Source organism: Serratia sp. 4542 (assembly GCF_016805595.1).
In the GTDB taxonomy this organism is placed as follows: Bacteria; Pseudomonadota; Gammaproteobacteria; order Enterobacterales; family Enterobacteriaceae; genus Serratia; species Serratia nevei.
In genome coordinates this window covers 289,363-314,450 of sequence record NZ_RXKV01000006.1, presented here as the reverse complement: position 1 = coordinate 314,450, position 25,088 = coordinate 289,363, and the positions used below count along the sequence as shown (strand labels likewise).

Annotated in this window: 11 protein-coding genes; 10 read left to right on the top strand and 1 reads right to left on the bottom strand. The window is 55.7% G+C overall.

What is annotated here, in order from left to right; genetic code table 11:
• Positions 1-34: 34 nt before the first annotated feature.
• The gene (locus tag EKL15_RS08540; RefSeq protein ID WP_048322376.1) at positions 35-940 is read right to left on the bottom strand and encodes a LysR family transcriptional regulator; all 906 of its coding nucleotides are present in this window, start codon (positions 938-940) and stop codon (positions 35-37) included.
• A 97-nt stretch (positions 941-1,037) separates the two neighbouring features.
• Here EKL15_RS08540 and EKL15_RS08535 point away from each other — a divergent pair, with 97 nt between their 5' ends.
• The 10 genes from EKL15_RS08535 to EKL15_RS08490 all read left to right on the top strand — a co-directional run bounded on the left by EKL15_RS08535 (position 1,038) and on the right by EKL15_RS08490 (position 25,067).
• Complete coding sequence (locus tag EKL15_RS08535) at positions 1,038-2,102, top strand: aldo/keto reductase (RefSeq protein ID WP_048322375.1); 1,065 nt, start codon at positions 1,038-1,040, stop codon at positions 2,100-2,102.
• 1,045 nt (positions 2,103-3,147) lie between these two features.
• Entirely contained in the window at positions 3,148-4,371 is a 1,224-nt protein-coding gene (locus EKL15_RS08530; RefSeq protein WP_060440528.1) for an MFS transporter, read from the top strand.
• 81 nt (positions 4,372-4,452) lie between these two features.
• A complete protein-coding gene (locus EKL15_RS08525; RefSeq protein ID WP_072271038.1) occupies positions 4,453-5,235 on the top strand; it encodes a thioesterase II family protein in 783 nt (260 codons plus the stop codon).
• Entirely contained in the window at positions 5,228-12,817 is a 7,590-nt protein-coding gene (locus EKL15_RS08520; RefSeq protein ID WP_185741768.1) for a non-ribosomal peptide synthetase/type I polyketide synthase, read from the top strand. The genes EKL15_RS08525 and EKL15_RS08520 overlap by 8 nt, the downstream gene beginning before the upstream one ends.
• 13 nt (positions 12,818-12,830) lie before the next feature.
• Positions 12,831-17,852, top strand: a complete 5,022-nt coding sequence (locus EKL15_RS08515; protein ID WP_080440238.1) for a non-ribosomal peptide synthetase — start codon at positions 12,831-12,833, stop codon at positions 17,850-17,852.
• 18 nt (positions 17,853-17,870) lie between these two features.
• The gene (locus tag EKL15_RS08510) at positions 17,871-18,449 is read left to right on the top strand and encodes a DUF6817 domain-containing protein (RefSeq protein ID WP_060440533.1); all 579 of its coding nucleotides are present in this window, start codon (positions 17,871-17,873) and stop codon (positions 18,447-18,449) included.
• Between the two features lie 6 nt (positions 18,450-18,455).
• Positions 18,456-21,566: an amino acid adenylation domain-containing protein gene (locus EKL15_RS08505; protein ID WP_203089248.1), complete on the top strand. Its 3,111-nt coding sequence runs from the start codon at positions 18,456-18,458 to the stop codon at positions 21,564-21,566.
• Positions 21,563-22,570, top strand: a complete 1,008-nt coding sequence (locus EKL15_RS08500; protein ID WP_060440535.1) for a TauD/TfdA family dioxygenase — start codon at positions 21,563-21,565, stop codon at positions 22,568-22,570. The genes EKL15_RS08505 and EKL15_RS08500 overlap by 4 nt, the downstream gene beginning before the upstream one ends.
• The gene (locus EKL15_RS08495; RefSeq protein ID WP_060440536.1) at positions 22,567-23,850 is read left to right on the top strand and encodes a phenylacetate--CoA ligase family protein; all 1,284 of its coding nucleotides are present in this window, start codon (positions 22,567-22,569) and stop codon (positions 23,848-23,850) included. The genes EKL15_RS08500 and EKL15_RS08495 overlap by 4 nt, the downstream gene beginning before the upstream one ends.
• Positions 23,847-25,067 (top strand): aminotransferase class V-fold PLP-dependent enzyme, encoded by a 1,221-nt coding sequence (locus tag EKL15_RS08490; protein ID WP_060440537.1) that lies wholly within the window; start codon positions 23,847-23,849, stop codon positions 25,065-25,067. Before EKL15_RS08495 ends, EKL15_RS08490 begins: the two co-directional genes overlap by 4 nt.
• The last annotated feature ends 21 nt before the right edge of the window (positions 25,068-25,088 follow it).

Sequence of the window (25,088 nt, the reverse complement as noted above, 5' to 3'; positions counted from 1 at the left end):
AATAAAACTGACGGTGTTATTCAAAAAAATCGCGTTATGCGCCCTGCTCTGCCTGTTGACGGGCGAAGTCGATAAAAGCACGCAGCGGGCGCGGCATTTGGCGGTTTGCCGGATAGTACAGATAGAAACCGGGGAACGGCGGCGTCCAGGCATCGAGCAGCGGCAACAACCGGCCATCGGCCAAACCGGCGGCAATTTGTTGCTCAAACAGGTAGGCAATGCCTGCCCCATCCATCGCAGCCCGCACCAAGACTTCCGGCTCATCGACTATCACCGGCCCTTCCACGGCGATCTCCTGCTTTTCACCGTCGCACTCAAACTCCCAGCGATACAAACTGCCGTTGGTCGGCCAGCGGTAATTCAAACAGCGATGTCGATGCAGATCGCCTGGTGTTGACGGCCGGCCGTGACGCGCCAAATACGCCGGTGAAGCAACGACGCGCATCCGCACCTCCCCGCCCAGCTTGACCGCCACCATATCTTTCGCCAGTTTCTCGTGCAGCCGCACGCCGGCGTCAAAACCGCCGGCAACGATATCCACCAACCGCTCCTCAACATTGAGATCGAGCGTAATATCAGGATATTGATGATGAAACGGCGCGATCAAAGGCGCCAGAAAATGTAACGCCGCCACGCGGGTTACATTAAGCCGCAAAAGACCCGAGGGGTTCTGGCGTTGCTCGACCGCCTGCGCCACCGCCGCGTCAATCTCGGCCATCGCGGGCGTCAGGCGCGCCAACATCTGTCTTCCGGCTTCAGTCAGCGCCACACTGCGAGTGGTGCGATTCAGTAAACGCACACCCAAACGCGCCTCCAGGTTGCGCAGCGTTTGGCTGAGCGCCGAAGCGGACATGCCCAAATGTGCAGCGGCGCGAGCGAAACCGCCGTGCTCAACAATCGCGGCAAAGGCGCGCAACTCGGCGAAATCACTGCCCCTCATTATGCTCTCCCTCCTTAATAATTCATGAAGATTATAGCGCATTCCTTAAACAACCTGCGGGCGCTACCGTAGACGCTACCTACACGGGAGAATGCCTATGAACACGTCACTATCGCTGGATCACTATCGTTTATTGGGCCGTTCCGGCCTGCGCGTTTCACCGCTGGCGCTGGGCACCATGACCTTCGGTGCCGACTGGGGCTGGGGCGCCGAACTGGCCGAAGCCCGCCGTCTGTTTGACGTTTATGTCGAACGCGGCGGCAACTTTATCGATACCGCCAACCGCTATACCGAGGGCAGCGCCGAACGTTTCGTGGGGGAATTCGCCGCCGGGCGCCGCGATCGGTTGGTGATCGCCACCAAATACACCCTGCCGATGCAGCCGGACGATCCCAATTCCGGCGGCAATCACCGCAAAAGCATGCTGCGATCGGTGGAGGGAAGCCTGCAACGGCTCAATACCGATTACATCGACCTGCTCTATCTGCACGCCTGGGATTTCACCACGTCGGTGGAAGAGATCATGCGCGCCATGGACGATTTGGTACGCGCCGGAAAAGTGCTGTATGTGGCAGTATCGGACCTTCCCGCCTGGCAGGCGTCGAGAATGCAAATGCTGGCGGACCTGCGTGGCTGGTCGCCGCTGATCGCTCTGCAAATCGAGTACAGTCTGCTGGAGCGCACCGTCGAACGCGAGCTGATGCCGATGGCGCAAGAATTGGGGATGGGCGTGATCCCTTGGTCGCCGCTGGCCGGCGGCGTATTAAGCGGCAAATACCGGCGGCAGGATCTGCAACCGTCGCCCGATGAAGCGGGCTCTCGGCGTGAAGCCGTGCGCGCCAAGGGGACATTGAACGCACACAATCTTGATATCGCCGACGCCGTCAACCAGATAGCTGATGAGACTGGATATTCCCCATCACAAATCGCGCTGGCCTGGACACTGCGTCACCCGATGGTCACCGCGCCGATCGTCGGCGCCCGAACCCTGGCGCAATTGGAAGATAACCTCGGCGCATTGAAGGTGGCGCTGGCGGAAGATCATTGGCGACGATTGGACGATCTCAGCGCCATCGAGCTGGGATTCCCGCACGATTTTCTCGCCCTGCCAGCCACCCGCAACATCATGACCGGCGGCGTGCATCTCGCCCGGCGCAGATAAAAAAAATCCCGCGCAAGGCGGGATAAACTTAACAGGGATGGGGTAATACACTACAGGGAATGGATAACACACAACATCATCGGGTAGAGCTACAGTACCAATCCCAATGTATAGAACTGTCATCCCCGCGTAAGTTTGCTCGGCCAGATGTAACGCCGAATGGGGAGATGAAACAACCGATAAACTCATCCACGGCCATATAGCCGAGAGTGACGCGCCCCCTTAAACCCGTTTGAATGTGAAGATGTCACTAAGCCCTCGTCATACCATGCAAACATTTACTGAATTCGTTGTTCAATCATTCATCCTTGCGCAAACAATAGCATTAAACATCAGCACAAATAATTAACAATCACAATAATCACAAAAAGTATTAATCACCCAATTCGTGAACCAGAGTCCGCCCTATCAGACCGCCATTTTTTCTTTCGCCCCCGGAAACATGGACGACAGGAAGGGCTCGGGAGAGAAACCCCATTATCGCAGTCGATTAAAATAGCCAAATAGCAACAACAAGGCAGTTTTTAAAACCAACACTATGCGAATTTAACAATACAAAAAACCAAAACATCAATTTTTTCTATTTTCATAAGCTATAAAAATAGCTCTTTTTTTCATCCTTTTTATTCTGTGACCGCCCACTCATTATTAAAAAATCAAGGAATACTCAACGACAGCCTGATTGCAGACTTATCAAGGCCTGCAGCGACACTCACCTTAAATCAGCAGAAAAAACATTAAAATAAATTAACCTTACTGATTGACTTGGATATAGCTTATAGATAAATAATATTTGCATATATTTACCTTTGATTAACAAAAGAGGACTTAACCTTACATAACATCACAATCCCTACCAGCAGCAGCGTGATGATAAAAGTCTTTTAAAAACAACAAAAAAAACCTAATCACTTCGCCAAACACAGGCATAAATGGTTAGCAAGGTAATTAAATAGATTCTAATAATTTGTTTTTGGCAGTGAATGCCCATTGCGGTATGTCGCGGGTATTTAGCTGTCTCTCACACTCAATACAGGAAGAAGCAATGAACGGAAGACAGATGTCCTCTGATAACGCCAGCGAGCAAACGCACGTCAATCACGCCCTATTGCAATTCATTCTCATCCTATTGTCAGGTTTGGGGCCAACCTCATTCCAAATTTTCCTGCCTTCAGTGCCTAGCCTGGTTAAATACTTTGAAACAACACCTGCGACCGCCAACCTGACAGTCTCTCTATCGATGATCAGTTTTGCCCTTGCTTGTCTGGTATATGGAAGATTGGCTGATCGACTGGGACGCAGAACAATATTACTGTTAGGCATGGCGATCCTGATTATTGGTAGCTTCATTTGTTTATCGGCGCAGTCCATTGAAGCCGTAATTTTGGGCCGTATTATTCAACCGGCGGGCGGGGCGGCCGGCGTTATTGCGGCGCGAATTATCGTCATGGATATCTATCACAGCGAAAAAGCGGCAAATGTCATGTCGAAACTGGTCGCTTCTATGATGATATCGCCTCTACTGGGCGTGCCATTGGGTGGTTTATTAACGGATAACTTTGGTTGGCGTTCCAATTTCATTCTGATCGGCGCTATTGCAGTCATCGTGTTTATTATCATCTTGTTCAGTCTCCCCGAAACCCGCAAAGCGCAAACTGGCGTAGAAGCAGGCAAAAGCAATCTGTTCCATGACTATGGGCAGTTGGCGAAAAACGCCACCTTTCTCGGCAATGCCTTTCAATTTGGTTTCGCTCAGTCGGCCTTTATGGCCTTTATGGCTGCCGCACCCATCGTGCTGACGCAGACCTTCCAACTTTCCGCCTCTGGCGCCAGTTTACTGCTATTGATGGTGTCTGGCAGCGCCATTATCGGTAACTTGTCGGCCAGCCGTTTACCGCAAAGTCTGTCGCTACGGCGCCGTTTGCTGTTGGGCAGCATCATCGGCTTTATTTTCAGCTTGCTCGCTCTGACGCTAAGCCTGATAAACATCTGGTCGATTCCCGCACTGGTCATCCCAACGATGGTATTCAGTATTTTCTACGGCATCACCAGCCCGGCAGCGCAGGCCGGTGCCATTGGTGCGATCAAGCCTCTGGCGGGCACCGCGGCAGGATTGAGCATGTTCATCAGTATGCTTCTCGCAAGCGTTGCCACGCAGTTTATTGCCGAGTTTAATAGCGGAACTCCCCTGGTTATTACTTTTAGCCTGGCCTTATTGGCGTTGCTCTCGTTAATTGCCGCAATTGTCACGCTAAAAAAATCTGAATAAAAATAGGAAAAATGGCATCACGGCGGGAATACAGCCCGCCAGCTATTTCCCCTTTTCACATAAAATAATTAAGGACTTAGCATGGGTAATCATTTTATCCGTGAGCTGTCTGCATCACGGCCGTCGGCCATAAATTTAATTTGCTTTGCTCATGCCGGTGGGGGTACCAGCCGATATCGTACCTGGCATGCCGAATTACAGGAATATGCCAATATTCTTATTCCCGTTATTCCCGGCAGAGAAGAACGTTTTATTGAACCTGCCTTTTCCACGCTGGAGCAAGTGGTCGATGACGTATTCGCTCGTATTAAACCCTATCTCGATGCGCCGCTGGTGTTGGCTGGCATCAGCTACGGCGGCCTGCTGGCCTATGAGATGGCAACGCGGCTGGAACAGCATGGTGCCTGCGTTCACGCGCTATTGATCGCCAGCCAGAGGTCTCCCCACTATCACAAAACTCGACAAAACTGGCATCAGATGTCGGCGGAAAAGCTGATCGATTGCCTGGTCAAACTAGGTGGCATCAACGCACAGGATGCCGCGACACCGGAATTTTATGAGCTTTTTCTGTCAACCATCCGCGCAGATTTGGAGGCGAGTGACGGCTATGCACCAACGGGTAAAGCCCCGTTGACATGTCCAATACACGTTTGCCACGGCTTGCACGACCAGGTGATCGATCGCCAGGCAACTCGCGGCTGGCTAGACGTTACCGCCAATACCGTCGAATGGCGCGAATTTAATGCTGGCCATTTCTTATTTGACGAACAAAAAGATATTTGGTTGCAAGACGTGAAAAACGTACTCGCCAGATTATCTCGGCACATGCCGCCGACATCCCAGGGGAATCATGCTCATGCCTGAATTAGAAAAAACTCTCGACAATGAATTTACCGGCATCGAACTGGCCGTCATAGGAATGGCCGGGCGTTTTCCCGGGGCAGGAGACATCGACGCTTACTGGAATAATCTCTGTCAGGAGATCGATTCCGTTACTTGGCACGCTGATTTTGCGCCGCAAGCCTCCACGGACGGTTCCTGGCACGTCCCCGCAGGCTACCTGCTAACCGATGTCGATCAATTCGACGCAAAATTTTTCGCTATGTCGCCAAAAGAGGCGGCGATCACTGACCCACAGCAACGCCTGCTACTTGAGTGCGCGTGGGAAGCGTTGGAAAACGCCGGCTATGCCGCCACATGTCACCAACAAAACGTCGGTGTCTATGTCAGCAGCGGTCCCAGCGGGTATTGGTTGCATAATCTCGCGAACAATAGGCAGCTTTGCGCCACCACCAGCAAAATGCAATTGCTGATTGGCAATGACAAGGATTACGCGGCCAACCGCATCTCCTACAAACTCGATTTGAAAGGCCCGAGCATCGTCGTTCAATCTGCCTGTTCCAGTTCATTGCTGGCCGTACACACTGCAGGCCAGTCCCTGCTGGCAGGAGAGTGTGATATCGCCCTGGCCGGTGGTATCTCACTGGAATACCCGGCTGAAGAAGGCTATCGGTATGAACCGGGCAGCATTCTCTCACAGGACGGGCATTGCAAACCGTTCAGCGAACATGCCAGCGGCACAGTGCGCGGGAATGGCGGAGGGATCGTGGTATTAAAACGCCTGGATGATGCGATCAACGATCGGGATCATATTTATGCCATCGTCCGCGGCTCTGCAACCAACAATGACGGCGCACAAAAAGTGGGATATGCCGCCCCCAGCGTCGAAGGCCAAACCCGTGTTATCCAAATGGCGCACGCTGTTGCTAACGTGACGCCCGACGCTATCGGATACGTTGAAACCCATGGCACGGCCACCAGCTTGGGCGATCCGATAGAAATCGCCGCGCTGGCGGCCGCTTTTGGCGACGACTGTCCAGCCGCAAGCTGTAAGATCGGTTCGGTCAAATCCAATATAGGCCATCTTGACGCCGGTGCCGGTATTGCCGGATTTATCAAGACCGCGCTAAGCCTTTATCACGATTATATTCCCGCTACGCTGCATTACCGGACGCCCAACCCCGCCATCCATTTCGCCGGTACCCCGTTTACCGTGACGAGTAAAGGAACTTCCTGGGAAGGAAGCTCGCCACGCAGGGCGGGAGTCAGCGCCTTCGGCATCGGCGGCTCTAATGTCCATGTCGTCATGGAGCAACCCCCGATTTCCACCGTCTCCCCTGCCGCAGAACCCGCCACCTGCGCATTACGCTTCTCGGCCAAAAACCAGGTCGCCTTGCGCGCGACAATGCAGCAACTAGCCCATTATTTACGCAACCATACCGAGGCATCTCTCGCCGATGTCGCCTATTCGTTGGCGACAGGTCGAAAAGCGTTTCCCGTGCGCGCCGCCATAACGGCCGACAGTGTGGAAGAGGCCATCGCGCAGCTGGAAACCGAGCGAGCCAAAACCATGTGCTTCGGAGAAGCCTGCGACGCGCCGATGAAAATAGCGTTTATGTTTCCTGGCCAGGGAACACAATATCAGGGTATGGGAGCCAACCTGTATCACACCGGCGACATCTTCACCCAAGAGTTCGATCGGCTGGCGCAGCTGTTCCAACCGTTTATCGACCACGACTTACGCTCACTGTTGTTCAACAAGGCGCAGGACAATGACGAATTGCTGGCGCAAACCCGGCTTTCGCAACCGGCGATTTTCGCCGTCGAATATGCGCTGGCGAAACATTGGCTGGCTTCCGGCCTGATCCCCGAAGGCATGATAGGACACAGCATCGGCGAATATGTCGCAGCCTGCCTCGCCGGCGTTTTTACGCTTGAAGATGCCGTCAAGGTCGTTTCGGCACGCGGCCGCTTGATGCAAAGCATGGATCACGGCGAGATGTTGGCCGTCATGTCTGACGAGGCAAGCCTGCACTCTCGGCTACCCTCCGCCCTATCCATCGCGGCCGTCAATCGGCCGGCGTTGACCGTCATCTCTGGCCCCGCCCATGTTATGGACACGTTTCGCCGGTCATTGGAGCGCGAGGGCATCAGTTGCCGAGCCCTTGAAACCTCTCATGCTTTCCATTCGGCCATGATGGAACCTTGCTTGCAGGCTTTTGGTGACGTGCTGGCTCAGGTCACCCTGACACCGCCGCGTCAGCGCTTTATCTCCAATCTCAGCGGAACATGGATCACTGATGAAGAGGCGACGGCCCCTGATTATTGGGTGCGTCATCTGCGTGGCACCGTGCGTTTTGCCGATGGGTTGGCAACGCTTATCGATCAACACGCCTTCCTGTTGTTCGAGTGCGGGCCAGGCACCTCATTGAGCCAAGCTGCGCGCGCCATTGGCGCCGGCCGCAAAGATGTCAACGCCATCCCGTTGCTATCGCCCGAGCACACGGGATTAAGTGGCCCGGCGTCACTTCTGCGCATCCAGGAGCAGCGCTGGTGTTACGGCCAGACGATACCCCACTCATCGCGGGGCAACAAAATTCCGCTGCCGACTTACCGCTTTGATCGCGCCCGTCACTGGGTCGACCCTGAACCGCAAACCACTAACGCGGTGCCGGCCATCAGCGCCGTCGACAACGAAAATGCGCCTGAACAGGCGAAACCGGCGAACACCCTGGCGGAAAAACTGACGCAGCTGTGGAGCGAAGCGCTGGGAGTCGCGCATATTGAGCCGAAAGAAAACTTCTTCGACCTCGGTGGCGATTCCATTCTCAGCATCCAGATTGCTAACCGCGCGCGTACGCTGGGGTTGCATTTTGGCCCCGGAGACATCCTCGAATTTCCGACGGTGGAAAGCTTGCTCGCCGCTTTGGAGAGCCGTGCAGGGCAACGCGACGCAGCGGCGCAACCGGAAGAAGATCTGGCCAGCATTTATGCAAGCGCCTTGGAAATCCGTCCGGACGAGGCGTTCTTGCCGTTCCCACTTACCGATATTCAACACGCATATTGGGTTGGACGTAACGCGGGCAATAACTCGGGCAATGTTGCAGCGCATGCCTATGAAGAGTTTGAATGCGCCGATCTGGATCTTGCACGTCTAGAACAGGCACTCAACGCCTTGATCGCTCAACACGATATGCTTAGAGCCGTCATGACGCACGACGGCATGCAGCGCGTTCTCCCCCACGTCCCCCGATATATCATTGACACTAACGATTTTAGTCAGTTGAAACCTAAGGACGCCGTGGCTCAGTTAACGGCGCTCAGGGAGCAGAAATCTCATCAGCTGATGCCCTGTGATCAATGGCCGCTGTTTGATATTTCCGCCTCGCGATTGCCCGATGGCACCGTACGGCTGCACGTCAGCTTCGATCTGCTGATTATGGACGCCTGGAGCATTACGTTATTCTGGCGCGAACTGGAGGAGCGTTATTACCACGCCGATTACCAGCCCGAATCGGTGGCCATCACATTCAGAGATTACGTGCTGGCCGAACAGCGCCTGGAGCAGAGCGCCGCCTATCAGCGCGCTCGCGACTATTGGCTTAAACGCGTCGACACTTTCCCTTCTGCCCCGTCCCTGCCGCAGCGAATCGCTCCGCAAAGCCTGGAGCATCGCCGCTTCATTCGCCGGGAAACGACGATACCTAACGCCGTCTGGCGCAAACTGAAAGACGCCGCCGCACGCCAGGGCCTCACGCCGTCCACCATATTGCTCACCGCCTATACGGAGATATTGGCTAACTGGAGCGAAACACCACATTTTTGCCTGAATCTGCCGGCTTTCAATCGTCTGGAGGTGCATCCACAGGTCGATCAGGTGATGGGGGATTTCACCTCGGTTCTGCTGTTCGAAGCCGATCTGCGGCAGGAGGAGACCTTTACTCAACGCGCAAAAAAAACGCAAAAACGCCTCTGGGACGATCTTTCTGCCTTGCAGTACAGCGGCGTAAAAATGTTGCGAGACATTGCGGAAAAAAGCGCCGAACGGCCAACCATGCCCTATGTCTTTACCAGCCTGATCTTCCCGTCCGCCGATGATAAACCGATTGTGAGCCGGCTCGGTAAATTGGTGGAAGGGATATCGCAAACGCCACACGTATGGCTCGACTGCCAGGTTTACGAAGAAAAAGGCAATCTCCTCATCAACTGGGATGCGGTCGACGGCCTTTTCGATCCTGACATGCTTGACACCATGTTTATGGACTATCGCGCATTGCTGATGCGTTTGCCCAAAGAAGAAGCCATCTGGCATGAAAACAATTGGCGCGATGCTCTGGCTCAACGCGTCAACAGCGGCGCCATCGCCGAAGCCAATCGTACGGCCGTCGCCTTTGACGAAAGTTGCTTGCATCAGGGTTTCTTGGCCTATGCAAACAAGAAGCCGTCGGCGCCCGCTATCCTGGGGGAAACCGTCCTCACCTATGCGGATTTGGCGAATATCTCCGCCCATGTGGCGCTGTCGCTGACCAAGCAGGCGCTCCAGCCCGGTGCACGCGTAGCCGTAGTCGCAGAAAAAGGCTGGCAGCAAGTCGCCGCTGTGTTAGGTATTTTGCGCGCCGGTTGCGTCTATGTTCCACTTGATCCAACCCTACCGAAGGGGCGTATGCAGGCGCTTTTGAGCGAGGCCGACATTCGAGTCGCACTAACGACGCCCGCCAGCGACGGGCGCGTTGAGTGGCCGGCAACCGTCGCGCATCTGCCCATCACTGAAGCGATGAATGCATTCACGGACGAATGGCGCGATGGCGAGATCGACGCGGCATCGCCGGCTTACATTATCTTTACTTCAGGCACGACCGGTAAGCCCAAAGGGGTCATTGTCACCCATGCCGCCGCCGCTAACACCGTTATCGATATCAATTCGCGTTTCGCTATCGGCGAGGACGATCGCGTGTTGGCACTTTCCTCACTCTCTTTCGATCTGTCGGTTTACGACATTTTCGGGCCACTGACGCGCGGCGCGGCCATCGTGATGCCGAAAGATGAGCTTGCCAAAGATCCTGCGCACTGGGAAACCTGCGTGCAGAAATACCGGGTCACCGTCTGGAACTCGGTGCCGGCCTTGGTTGAACTCTTGGTCAATCATCTGTCCGCCAATCAAAGCGAAACGCTGAGGAGCATCAGGCTGGTCATGATGAGCGGCGATTGGATCAACGTTGCTTTACCGGAGAAAATTCACCGCGCAATGCCAAACGCCCTGCGCGTCAGCCTTGGCGGCGCCACCGAAGCCGCCATTTGGTCCATTTTCCACCTCATCCAGGATATCGATCCGACGATGACCAGCATTCCTTATGGCAAGGCTTTGGCAAACCAACGTTTCTATGTTTTGGACACCCATCTTCGCCACCGGCCCGAAGGCGTTGCGGGCGAGCTTTATATCGCCGGCAAAGGGCTGGCCGCCGGCTACCTGAACAATCCCGCAGAAACGGCAGCGCGCTTTATCACCCATCCGCAAAGCGACGAGCGATTATACAAAACCGGCGATCTGGGACGCTGGTTGCCTGACGGCACCATCGAATTTTTGGGGCGCAGAGACAATCAACTAAAGATCAATGGATTCCGTATTGAAACCGGTGAAATAGAGCGCGCCGCCGGTAAACACCCGGGAGTCGATCGCTGTGTGGTTCGTCTTCACCGCCAGGACGGCTCAGCGCTGCTACTCGCCTATCTTTGCCCGAGGCAAGATGCCACGCTCGACGAAATGCAGCTTCATCGTCATTTTGCCGAACAACTGCCGGACTACATGGTGCCAAGCGTCATTATAATCCTGCCGACGTTGCCGCTGTCAGCCAATGGCAAAGTCGATATTTCACAGCTGCCGACGCCGCAACTGTCACGCCATAGCGGTGAATTTATCGCTCCGGCGGACGATATCGAGCGTCGTCTCTGCCGGCTTGGCCAGAATATTTTGGGTGGCGAGGCGTTGAGCGTTACCCAAGATCTGTTTAAATCCGGGATTGACTCACGCCGTCTCACCGATTTGGTGACCCAAATTCGCCGAGAATTTACCCCGGCATTCCCGCTTCGCGCCGCCTTTGAAACGCCCAACATGCGGGGCATTGCTGAAGCCGTCAGGAATGCGCTGGATGTGGAGCGCACCGAGGACGAACTGCCGCCTATCGTCAAGGTACCGGCCATGTCCCGCTGGCCGCTTTCCTCCGCCCAACAGCGGCTGTGGTTCCATGATCAGCTTCATCCGGGAAACTGCACCTACAACCTGGTGGAACCTTTCGAACTGAACGGCTTGCTTAATGTGGATGCCTTGTCCCAGGCCCTGCGAATCTTTGTCGCCAGACATTCGGTGCTGACATGCCGCATTCTCGACGATAGGGCTGACGCCTATATGTCCCCGTCGCTGGAGACCTCATTTCAGCTGCAGTTGGAAGAGGCGTTCGACATCCCCTCTCACGAGCGAGAGGGCTACATGCAGCGCGCACTTGCGGCCGCGGCGACACGCCCGTTCGATACCCGTTGCGGCGATATGTTCAGAGCCAGCCTCATCGCATTCTCCGCACAGTGTCACCTCCTGATCATCGCCGTGCATCACATCGTATGGGATGGCTGGTCCACTGCCATTATGGCGGGTGAGATCAGCGAGATATATAACGCTCTCGTCGCAGGGAGGACACCTGCCGAATCGTCCGACAGGCTCAATTTCCTTGACGTCGCGCAATGGGAGCAAACGCAATGCGCATCCCGGACCTTTAACACCCAATTGGATTACTGGGTCAATCAGCTCGGCGATAATCTGCCGGTGCTGGCTTTGCCGACAACGCCTGTCGATACCGGCCGTCTGACCGCTACCGGCGCGCGTCATCCTTTCCATTTAAGCGCGACGCTCACCGCACGCTTCGATGCACTCTGCGCCAAACTGGGTGTCACGCCTTTCATGGGGTATATGACCGCCTGGCAGTTGCTGCTGCATTGGTGGTGTCAACAAGACGACATCGTGGTGGGAACGGCGGCAGGCCATCGTTCCCGTCCCGAACTCGCCGGCGTCATCGGATTTATGGTGAACAGCCTCGCCATCCGCACTCGCTTCCAACGCCATGACGTCTTTGCAGATCTGTGCCTGCGCGTCAAACAAACCTGTCTGGATGCCTACCGGCATCAGGATCTGCCGTTCGATCAAATCGTCAACGCGCTGCGACCGAAGCGAAAAATGTCGCAGTCGGCGCCGATTTACCGCTCGTGGTTCGTCTTGCATGACGTAGCGACCCCGCCATGGACGTTATCAGGCATTAAGGCCACCTTGCTCGATGCGGAATTTCTGCTGGACGTGCACGACATAAAACTGTCGCTGGTTACCATACAGGGTGCAATGGAAGGCGGGCTGGATTACCGCACAGCCTTGTTTACACCCGACGTAATCGCAAATCTTGCCGTCGCCTTTACGCAGTTAATCGAGAAGGTTTCTGAGGACATGACGATCGCCTTGCCGGAAATAAAAGGCTATCTCGATGCACAACAACCAAAAGTCGATAACGCATCAGCCTGTTCAGACGAACTGCCCTCTTGGGACTTTTCGGTTAATCGCCGCAAATAAATAAGGGTTAACAATGCAAAGCATGAAAGGTATTGGACCGGAAAACCAGACGCAATCCCATACGCTGCACGCAGCCGTCTTCACTCAGGCGATGGCAACGCCACTACGCCCGGCCGTGATCGACGAAAGCGGCATAATGGACTATCAATGCTTACGGCATGCTGCGTTGAGTATCGCACAGCAATTGTCCGCGCTTAATCTGGCGAAAGAAACGGCCGTCGGCGTCTATCTTCCGCGCGATCGCTATATCCCCGCCAGCTTATTGGGCATCATGGCGGCGGATTGCGCTTATCTGCCGCTCGATCCCAAGCATCCCCAGGCACGCACCGAACTGTTGCTGGAGATCGCCCAGGCCAAATACGTCATTACAACAGCGGCGCTAGCGAGCAGGCTGCCCGACGCCATTACGCCCGTTTTCATCGACGAAAGCGTGCGCCCCGAGGCAGCCATACTGCAGCGAAACGCCTGCGCCACCCAACTGGCTTACTTTATCTTTACTTCCGGTTCCACCGGCGTTCCCAAAGGGGTGATGATCGAACACGGCAACGCCCTGTCGCTTATCGATTGGGCCCACCAAACCTATACTGACGAACAACTGTCGCAGGTCGCTTGTGGCACGTCGATCACCTTCGATCTCTCCGTCTTTGAAATCTTTGCTCCGCTTACTCAGGGCGGGTGCGTGCATATGCTGGCAGATCCCCTAGCGTTATTACAGTGGCACAAGCGTGACGATATTACGCTGTTCAATACCGTACCTTCGGTCATCAACGAGATAGTTAAAATCGGCGAGTTGCCATCCCATTTGCCGATTATCAACTTAGCCGGGGAACCGCTGCCGATGCACCTGGTGCATACGCTCAGGCGGCAATGCCCGACGGCAAAAATCTTTAATCTCTATGGTCCCTCGGAAGATACGACCTACTCCACCGGCGGTGAAGTTTTGGCCTCAGACCCGCATCCCACCATAGGCACGCCACTGACGGGCCGACGCTGTTACCTGCTTGACGCGGAAGGCAACGCCGTAGCGCCAGGAGAAACGGGGGAAATCTACGTGGCCGGCCCTGGCGTCGCTCGCGGTTACTACCATCGCCCAGAACTCAACGACGCCTTCCTGCCCGACCCCGCCGGCCCCAAAGGGGCGCGAATGTACCGTACAGGCGATTATGGCAAGCAGCTTGAAGATGGGCGCCTGCTCTACCTCGGCCGTCGCGACGACCAGGTCAAGATCCGCGGCCATCGTATCGAAATCGGTGAGATTGACGCCCTGCTCCGTCGGCATCCCGGTGTGCGAGAAGTGGCGGTGGTGGTGGTCGAATCAGCGAACAAGGGCAAATCTTTACGCTGCGCGCTGGAACTGCACTCTCCGGCGGATCGTCATGCCATTATCGCCTGGACTGCAACCCAACTGCCGGTCTACATGCTACCGGCGGAGTGGATGACCTTCGATGAACTTCCCCGTTTGCCTAACGGAAAAATTGACAGAGGCGCCTTAAGACACTGCCGAATGCAACATGAAAATCGTGCGGGCCAAGCGCCTGAAGGCGCCACAGAGCTATCGTTGGCTGGACTTTGGCGCCAGCTGCTGGACTGTGCTGACGTCTATCGCGCCGATACGTTCTTCGGTCTCGGCGGGCATTCTTTACTGCTCGCCCGACTGGCTCATGAGATCAAAAAGCAGTTTTCTGCTGACCTTGCGATAGAACAGCTCCTGGCTGCCGATACGCTCTCACATCAGGCACGGCTTATTGAACAATGGACGAAAAACGCCGATGCGCCGCCGTGCGTCGGCCATACGCGACAAATCACTCTCGAAGCACCCTGTTCGCCCTCGCAATCGAGAATGTGGATGCTGGAAAAACTGTTGCCCGGCTCGCCTCGCTACAACATTCCCACCGCTTTTCAAATCGTGGGGCCACTGGATCTGAGCCGTCTTTCCAACGCGGCGGAACAAGTCGTGACGCAACATGCCATCTTGCGTACGCGCTATGCAGAAGGCGCGCAGGGCCTGCGGCAATGCATCGCCCAAACCTACCCGCCGGTGGTCCATCATGAAAACCTGTGTGAGTGGGATGAAAAAGCAGCCTGGGAACAGGCCTGGAACCGCGCGAATGCCTTCGCTCGCACGGCGTTCGATCTGACCGGAGAAATCCCGTTCAAGGTGCTGGCCCTCAAGATCAAGCAAGACCTGCATCTGGTGGTGGTGCTGACGCACCACATCGCCGTTGACGGCTCCATGGACATCTTGCTGGCCGAACTCTCCGCGGCCTATGAGAATACGACCTCGGATACCTCTCCAGCGCCCCTCAGTTACCAAGACTATTGCCACTGGCTGACACACTGTGAAAGCCGGCAAACCGAGGCTCTGGCTTATTGGCAACGACAGCTGGCCGAACCACCGGCCGCCCCGCAACTTCCCTGCGATCGACCGCTGCCGCGCCAGGAGCGGGGGCAAGGTCGCCAGTTAAGCGTCTCCATTCCAGAAGATAAATTCATCGCGATCTCTCAGCTTTGCCGCCGACACGAAGTCTCTCTGTTCCACGGGTTACTGGCGCTGACCTGGGCTTATTTGGGGCGCCTGGCGGATACCGACGATGTCCTGTTGACCGCACCGCTACATACGCGAAACAACCACGATTTTGCCGCAACTATCGGCAATTTCGTCAATACGGTTATTTTGCGCGGCGATATGCGGCACCAGCCGCGCGTCGGTGAATTATTGCGTCAGGCCAGGCAATGTACCCAGGAAGCCATGCAGTTCGGCCAGGTTCCTTATGAAACGGTGATCGATAACGTCAAAGGACTACGCACCGCCAATGGCGCGCCGGCGCTCAACGTCATGCTATCACTGCAGCAAGAACAGCCACTGTGGACGATGAGGGATACCGGCTCCAGCCACCTGCCCATCGACTTGTTGACCAGCCGTTTCAGCCTGGGCTTCTTTTTCCGTCTCAGCAACGGCGGCCTTGAGCTGAATCTCGAATACGACACGGAACGCTTTACCGATGCCGCGGTTCAGCGCCTGATCGGCCATTGGTTCACGCTGATGAGTGCAGCGCTCGCAAACGATGAGGCCGTCGTCAATACCCTGCCTTTGCTCTCTGACGATGAGCGCCGCAACATGCTCGACGGCTGGAATGCCACGCAATGCGATTATGCCGGCGATCGGCTGGTTCATCAGCTGTTCGAAGCGCAAGTCAGTCAGGTACCTCACCACATCGCGCTATGCAATGCGCGGAACCAGATGAGTTACGCTGAGTTGGATGCGCGTGCCAATCGTTTGGCCCATTATTTGCTGGCCCAGGGATTCGACGCCGGCGCACGCATCGCTATCCTGTGCGATCGCAGCCCGGCGATGGTCATCACCATGTTGGCTATTCTGAAAGCGGGCTGTGTTTATGTGCCTTTCGATCCCGCCAGCCCTCCCGCTCGTTTTCAAGCGATGATCCGTATCGCCGGCATCACCGGTATCGCAACTGACGCGCTGTTTGCCGATACCGCCGCCGCCTTGATTGCACAAGCGCCTACCTCGTTGGCGCACGTGCACGTCGCAATAAGCGAGGACCTCTCCTGGCCTTCGATTCCCGTGGAGAGCCGCATCACATCGGATGCGCTGGCTTACATCATCTTTACATCAGGAACGACCGGCGATCCCAAGGCGGTCGCCGTCAGGCATAAACCGGTAATCAATCTGATCGAGTGGGTAAACAAGACCTTCACCGTGAACGCCAGCGACAAGTCGCTGTTCGTCACGTCACTGGCCTTCGACCTGTCCGTCTACGATCTGCTGGGCATGCTTGCCGCAGGCGGAACGATTCGCCTCGCCGACCGAGATGAAACCAGAGATCCGAGTACACTGGCCAACATCGTCTGTGCAGAGGGCATCACCTTCTGGAACTCAGCGCCCATCGCGCTCGATCAATGCGAGTCCTATTTCCCGTCGTACCCGATTCCCACATTACGCCTGGCCTTCTTGTCCGGTGACTGGATCCCCGTATCGCTGCCGGACAAGCTGCGTAAAACGTTCCCCAACCTGCAGCTGGTCGGCTTGGGCGGCGCCACTGAAGCCGTCATTTGGTCCAACTTCTTTATCATCGAGCGGGTAGCGCCGGAGCAGAGCAGCATCCCTTACGGCAAACCGATTCAAAATGCTCGCTACTACATACTGGATAAGCAACTGCAGCCCGTTCCTATCGCGGTCGAGGGCGACCTGTTTATCGGCGGCGAGGTATTGGCCGAAGGTTACTTCGGCGATCAAGAGAAAACGGTGCGCAGTTATCTGCCCGATCCATATGGCCTGACGCCAACCGCCAGAATGTATCGAACCGGCGATAGAGCCCGATTCTCTCCGGATGGCACCATCGAATTCCTGGGACGGCAAGATACGCAGATAAAAATCAATGGATACCGCATTGAAACGGGCGAAATCGAAGCTGCGCTACTCACACAACCCGGCGTAAACGGCGCTTGCGTCGTGATTAAAGGTGAGCGTCATCGCCTCTGGCTGTGCGCCTATATCGTCAGCGAGGAACACAATCAGGAGGCGATTGCACGGCTACGCGCCAATCTGCGCACCAAATTACCCGAATACATGATCCCCGCCGTATTCACCTGTCTGTCAGCATTTCCTTTAACTGCCAATGGCAAATTGGATAAACAGCGGCTCCCGGAGCCAACAACGATGAACGGTGCCGGCGATCGGCACGCCCCCCCGTCAGGACGCTATGAGATGACGATTGCCGATATCTGGAAGGACGAACTTAACTGCGAGGCACTGAACGCTACGGATAACTTTTTTGATCTCGGCGGCAACTCCGCCAGCTTGATAAGGACACACAAAACGCTGGAGAACGCGCTGAATCGCACGATCCCCATCGTCACGCTCTTTCAGTACACCACTTTGCGCAGCCTCGCCGAGTGGCTGGCCGGTCACATAGAGAACGATGCAGCGGGCGCGTCTCAGGCAACCGCACAGCGGCTCTCCGGCCGACAACGTCTAATGCAACAAAGAAAACAACGAATCACCGCCAACGACTGATCTTATTCACAGGAAAAAATGATGGATGCAGATGCCAAGCTTATCGCGCAATACCAGCCGCAGCTGGTGAAGTTGGGCGCACATAAAGTGGCTCATTTAGATGAGCCACTAATGAATCATTTAATACGAACACACCATCTTCTCAGGGAAATGGAATGTGACGAGACGATATGCTTATCCGGATTATTTCACGGCGCATACGGCACACAGGGATTACATACTGATGAGATTGGTGACATTCCGTCATCTCAAAGGGAAATTGTCAGAGCCAGTATCGGCGAAAGCGCCGAACAGCTGGTTTATCACTTCTCTGTCATGAGTTACGAATCATTGAGTAAAAGCTTCCGTAATATCCTCAAACCGGAAGGACAACCTTGTCTGAAGGATCGTAGGAACGGCCGAACACTCAACGTTTCATTAGGTCATTTCCAAGCATTGTTAGCCTTAAAACTGGCGGACGTGCTGGCACACACCCCTACGCAGAAATATCACACCTGCCTAAATCTGCCGGCGGAATACGGCATGTTTTGGGAGTTAGTCGCGGAATATCTAGGTGAAAAACCCTTGTCCATTTGGAACAAAACCATTAACGGGTAATAAAAAATGAAAACTGCAGAAAACATGGTATTACCAGAGAATAACTGGGAAGGGTTTCCCCTGTCTTTTCAACAGCAACAGCTGATTAAGCAAAATACTCGAAATAGCCCGAAATATTTCACCGCAACGTATTCTCTGTCAGGATCTTTGGACCCTAACCGTTTAATCACGGCCTTGTCCACGCTGATTACTGAACATGAGATTTTGCGAACGTCCTTCAGAAACGTGTTGGGAGAACACAGCGATGTGCTGATGGTCATCAATGAACCCTATCAGCCCGAGCTGATTATGGCGGACGGTGAGCCTTCTGACGTTAACCCGTTCAACGAGGGAGAAGCGGCATCGGCATGCGTAAGCCCCGTAGCTACAGCACGGCCACTCAAAGCCGCGCTTTACCGCATGACAGCCGACCGACATACGCTGGTGATTTCACTGCCCGCCGCCAGCCTGGACTATGTTTCCGCCGACGCGATGATGGCGGTGCTGAGCCGCCTCTATGCCGGTGAGGCTGGCGCGTCGTCCCCCATCGTACAATACGTCGATTTTGCCCAATGGCAGCGTGAGGATTTCATCCCGCAAACCGCCATTGCTCATGTCGAGCCCAACTCTTCTTTGCGCCTGCCGCTCGAGTTCAAGTCCGACAGCCAGGATAGGCAATGCCGCCCCATAACGCTGGCGAGGGAAACACAATCTCAGCTACAAGCGCTGGCAACAGGTAACGCATTGTCCCTTCGCGCTCTGCTTTACGCTTGTTGGAGCGCTGCGTTATGGCGCATAGCGGAATATCCCGACCGTGTTGCGCTCAGCACAAACCTTGCCGGCCGCCCTTTTGCGGAACTTCAGCAGGCTTTGGGTCGCTTCGAATATGCAGTGCATACGATCGTGCAGCCCAACGCTGACATGACGTTGCTGCAGTTCGCTGAACATTGTCAGCAAGCGCTGCGACTGAGCGAGCAACAAGACGGCCGCCAGCCGGGTGATGCGCATTCAGCCGGCGAGATCGGCTATCAATTCTTCAATGCGGCGTCGGCAATCGAAACGCCCCTGCTACATTGGGAAAACCGTACCGCCATCCCTGTACCGGAACACTGCAAATTATCTCTGCAGGTGAATGCCGGTGAACGCCTCCACCTTGAGTTGCAGATACAGCAAGGCGTCTTCGATGCGGCAGGGATCGCAACGATTGAACAAGCGTTCCGCGCCACGCTGCAGGCGCTGCTCAAGACACCGCAGGCCATGCTCGATCGCTTTCCGCTTATGACTGACGATGAAACACGCATTCTGATTGAAAGCACTCATAACGCGCTGTCGTCATCGCCAGCCCTCGGTTGTTGGTACCATACTTTCAGCCGCCAGGCGGCGCAGACTCCCGATGCGCCGGCGTTAAAGTACAACTCGCGAATTTGGCGCTACGCCGAGCTGGATGCCTTCACCAATCAGTTGGCTCGCCATTTGCTGAACAATGGGGTGGAACAGGGCGCAGCGGTCGGCCTGATGCTTGAACGCAGCGATCTGGCGCTGGCAGCTATCATCGCCATCCACAAAGCCGGAGCCTGCTATGTCCCTTTCGACCCTCAACTGCCCCAGCAGCGGGTGGAGACCATTCTGAAGCAAACCAGGCCGGCACTGATGCTTGTCGCTCAAACGCAACATCGCCAGGCAAAGCTCACCCTCCCCGTGATGGCGCTGGATGCACAGTGGAATGACATTGGCGTGCTGGATGACTCCGCGCTGCCATTCACCGCGTCTGCCGACAGCCTCGCTTATGTGCTCTACACCTCCGGCTCTACCGGAGAGCCAAAAGGCGTCAAGATCGCTCATCATCAATTGCAGAACTATGTGTCCGGCATTATTGAGCGTGCGGAACTGGGTGCAGCGCTCACCTATCTCTCCATTGGCCCCATCACCACCGACTTGGGCAATACCACCCTGTTCCCCGCACTGGTCACCGGTGGCTGCATCGACATCTCACCGTTCACACACGCCGAGGATATTCAGGAGCAAATTCGCTATATGGAGCAAAGCGAGTATGACGTCCTCAAATTGACCCCTTCTCATATGGCATCTCTATTCGCGCTGGCGGACGCGCCAGCGCGCCTGATGCCTGGCAAGGCCTTATTGCTGGGGGGCGAAGTGTTGAGCTGGGGGATGTGGCGCCTGTTCAACGATTTTGCGAACGGTTGTCGCATCTACAACCATTATGGGCCAACCGAAACCTGCGTGGGCGCCATTGCGCAGCAGGTAGCGTCGGATAAATACGCCAGGCTGGCTTCCACCGTTCCCCTCGGTACCCCCTTGCCGCATGCCCGCTGCTATGTCGTCGACCCGCATGGCGCATTGCTTCCCATCGGCGTCGCGGGTGAGTTATATATTGGCGGCGAAACGGTCGCTTGTGGCTACGTGCAGAGCGCTGAAGATCAGCGTCCCCGTTTTATCGCCGATCCCTGGAGCCCGCGCTCCAATGCCCGGCTTTACCGTTCAGGGGATAAAGTTCGCCGGCTTCCCGATGGCAGCCTGGAGTTCCTTGGCCGTATCGACCGTCAGTTGAAAATCCGCGGATTCCGGGTAGAACCGGCCGAAATAGAAAGAACGCTGCGCAAACATGCGGAAGTTTTGGACAGCTGCGTCGTTGAACAAGGCGAATCCGGCAGCGCGCATCTGTTGGCTTACGTGGTCCTACAAAGCGGCGACAACGGCAATGCCGATTGGTTGCGTGAGCATCTCGCCGCTTACCTGCCGGATTTCATGATCCCCTCACAAATCGTGTCGCTCTCCCGCTTCCCGTTAAACCACAACGGCAAAGTCGATCACCGCATGCTACCGGCACCGGATACACTTATCGCCGCCAACGCCGATGACTATGTCGCGCCGCAAAGCGAAACGGAAAAAAGTGTCGCGGCCATTTTCCAGGAGTTGCTGCTGGCCAACCGTGTAGGCATACACGACGACTTCTTCGACATCGGTGGGCATTCGCTTATCGCCACAAAGTTGGTCGCTCAAATCCGTTCCACCTTCGATATTCCGTTCAATCTGCGCAGCGTGTTTATGGATGCGACCGTAGCCGGCCTCAGCCGCAACATTGATAAGCAACGTCACTCTCAGGAACTGGCAATATGAACGAAACAACAAGCGGTTTATTCGCCCGACGGCGCCAGAGCCAAGGCGTATCCATCACCAGTCTGGTCACCGCGTCACCACTGACCCATGCCGGCGCTAAAGGTGTCATGTTGCGCCCGGTGCTAGCCAACCTATCCGCCCCCGAGTGGGGACAAAACAGCTGGGATTATATCGCCAGTCTGTTAGCCGAATCTGGCGCCGTTTTGCTTCGTGGCTTCAAGGTCGCGGATGTCGCGGCTTTTCGCGCTTTTGTGCAAACGTCGGCAGGCGCATTGTTGGGATACACCCACCGCTCCACGCCGCGGAGCAATATCAGCGAAGGGATATACACTTCGACCGAGTATCCGGCCGACCAACATATTCCCCAACACAATGAGATGTCCTACACCCGCAGTTGGCCCAAGCGGCTGTTCTTCCACTGCGCCGTCAAACCAGGCGCTCAGGGGCAGACTCCGCTTGCCGACAGTCAGGGTGTCTATGCGCGCCTGCCGGAAGACCTGCGCGCGCGTTTTGAAGCCCATGGCGTGATGTACGTGCGCAATTTTGGACAGGGTTTGGATCTCAGCTGGCAGCAGGTATTCCAAACGGAAAATCAGGCGGAGGTTGAGGCTTATTGCCAAGCGAACGACATCCAATGCCAATGGTTGGGGGAAGGACGCCTGCGCACACGCCAAATTTGTCAGGCGACCCTTGCCCACCCGCGAACGGGGGCGGGGATCTGGTTTAATCAGGCGCATCTGTTCCATATCAGCAATCTGCCGGCGGAAGCAGAACGTGAGTTAAGACGCGAATTCGCCGAGCATGAGCTGCCGCGCAATGCTCTGTTTGGCGACGGCAGTCCCATCCCGTCAACCGACCTGACGCTGATTCGACAAGCCTATCAACAAGAAGAAATCCTGTTCGACTGGGAACAGGGCGACATTCTAATTTTGGATAACGAAACCATTTCCCACGGCCGGCGACCATTTACGCCGCCGCGTAACATCATGGTGGCAATGACATGAGCGAATCAGGTTCATTTAAAGATGTACGTCGTGAAGTGGCGTACGCTTATGAAAAGGTGAAGTTTTTTAAAACTCACATGGAAATGTCGGGCCTACGGCCCGACGACATTAAAACCCTGGCGGACTTTAAACGCATCCCCGTCACACGCAAACTGCACTATCGGCGCAACTATCCGTCAGGGGTGTTAGCTGCCGGATTTACGCTGACCGGGCCGCATGTGATGCGCTTTCAAAGTTCTGGGACCTCAGGAGAGCGCTTGAACAGCGCGATCCTTTCCTATGACCTGGCGCGGCGACAGGCAACCAGCATGGGCGTTAATGCAAACTTCAACGCGCTGTGGCGCCCTGGTGCCCGGCCGCGCATTTGCCGCTATGCCCCGCCTAACTGCTCCGACGTAGAGTGCGGCATCGGTCTGACGACCATGGAGGAACGCACGCTGGCCGACGGCACGCTGGTCTTGCCTGTCGCTCACGACTTATTGGCGACCCCAGCCAGGATGATCAAGCAAGCGCTGGACGAAATCGCCGCCTACGATCCGGAAATTTTGGTGGTGGACCCGACGCATTTAGCCTTTTTAACTCGAGAGGCCGCCAAATTGGGACGCACTATCGTCACCACTAACAAGCTGCATATCGTTTGTGGCTATACCCATTTGACGCAGGTTGCACGACGTCAAATTCGGCACTTCTTCGGTGACGGAACACCAATCGGCAACATGCTGGGCATGTCGGAACTGGGTTACCTCGGTTTCGAATGCCACCACGGCTGTTTGCACATCAACAACCAAGACTTTTTCCTGGAGTTTTTAAGCGGGGAGCTGGAATCGGCCTTGGATGAAGTCGGTGAGTTGGTCATTTCCACCATTGATGACAGCTTGCTACCGCGCATTCGTTACGCCACCGGCGACCTGTACCGCCTGTCGTCAGAACCCTGCACCTGTGGCGCCACTTTGCCGGTAGTCAACATCGAAGGGCGCGCCACCCACAACGTCATCGGTAAAAACGGGGCGATAGTGACGCCTGCCGAGGTCGATCTGGCGGTGACCGATTGCCCAAGAATAGATTTATATAAGTTGGAACAAGACGAGCTCGGGAATCTTCGTTTTCGCTATATCCTCAATCAAGCATCATCGTCTGAGCTATTCGCATTGCAACAGCGCATCAGCGCACTTTGCCAAACCCGCGACATCATTTTCGAAGCCGTGGATTACATCGCCTGCGAACGCAGCGGAAAATTCCAATCCTGCATTTCCAGATATAACGGGGCATCTCATCCATGACGAATCATTTTATTGACCGCAGTCAGTTCCCTGCGCTGATGCAGGAAATAGACGGACGGCCTCTCAACTATCTCGACAGCGCCGCGACGACCCTAAAGCCGCGCGTCATGATTGATGCCGTAACGGAGTATTACAGCCAGAACGGCGCCAATATCCATCGCGGCAAACACCGTCTCTCCGACGAAGCCTCCAATGCCTATGAAGCCGCGCGCCTCTCAGTAGCGGACTACATCAGCGCACAGGCCAACGAAGTCGTGTTTACCCACAATACGACCCATGCGCTGAACATCGTGGCGCAAGGATTGGCGCTGAGAAAATCGGATCTGGTTATCGCTGGCATCGATTCACATCATTCCCAACTATTGCCCTGGCGGCAAGTAGCCACCCTGAGGTTCATCCAAACCGATGATCAGGGCAGGATCGATTTGGATCATTTCCAGACGCTGCTCGCGCAACGACCGAAAGTGGTCGCCCTGACGCACTGCTCCAATGTCACCGGCGTTGTGCATCCCATTGAGCAGATGATCGCGATGATCCGCACACAAAGCGATGCCGTTATTGTGCTGGACGCCGCACAGTCTCTCCCGCACGGCCGTCTCAACCTCCATACGCTGGGCGCCGACTTTGTCGCCTTCTCCGCACACAAAATGCTGGGCCCAACCGGGTTGGGCTTTTTGTACGCGAACCAGCATCGCCTCGATGCACTTAAACCACTGCAATTCGGTGGCGGTACGGTTGACTGGGTGGATGCCGATAGCCAGGTCAATCGTCGGGCGCCCTATCATCTCGAGGCCGGCACGCCGGCGATTGCCTCCGTCATCGGCGCCGGCGCGACTTTTCGTCTGTTAGCCGGCTTCGATGAGACGACACGGCGTGAACACGACAAAGGTTTGGTCAACGCGCTGCTTTCCGGGGCGGCCTCTCGCCCTTATCTCAAACTTGTCGGCCCCGCTGACGGTGAAAACCGCCATGCCATAGGCGCTTTCAAGTTCTCGAGCTGCGTTTCGGTCGGAGAAATCGCCCGCTTGCTCAGCGACGCCTACGGCATCATGTGCCGCAGCGGTTACCTGTGCGCGCAACCTTTCGTCGGCACTCTGGCCGGTGGAGAGATCCTGCGCGCATCCGCCTATTTATACAACACGACGGCTGATATCGATGCCCTGTATCAGGCCCTTGATGACCTGGCGGAGTGCATGGGGCTGCCCACGGTAAACTGATGAAAAACGGCCCGGCGTTTG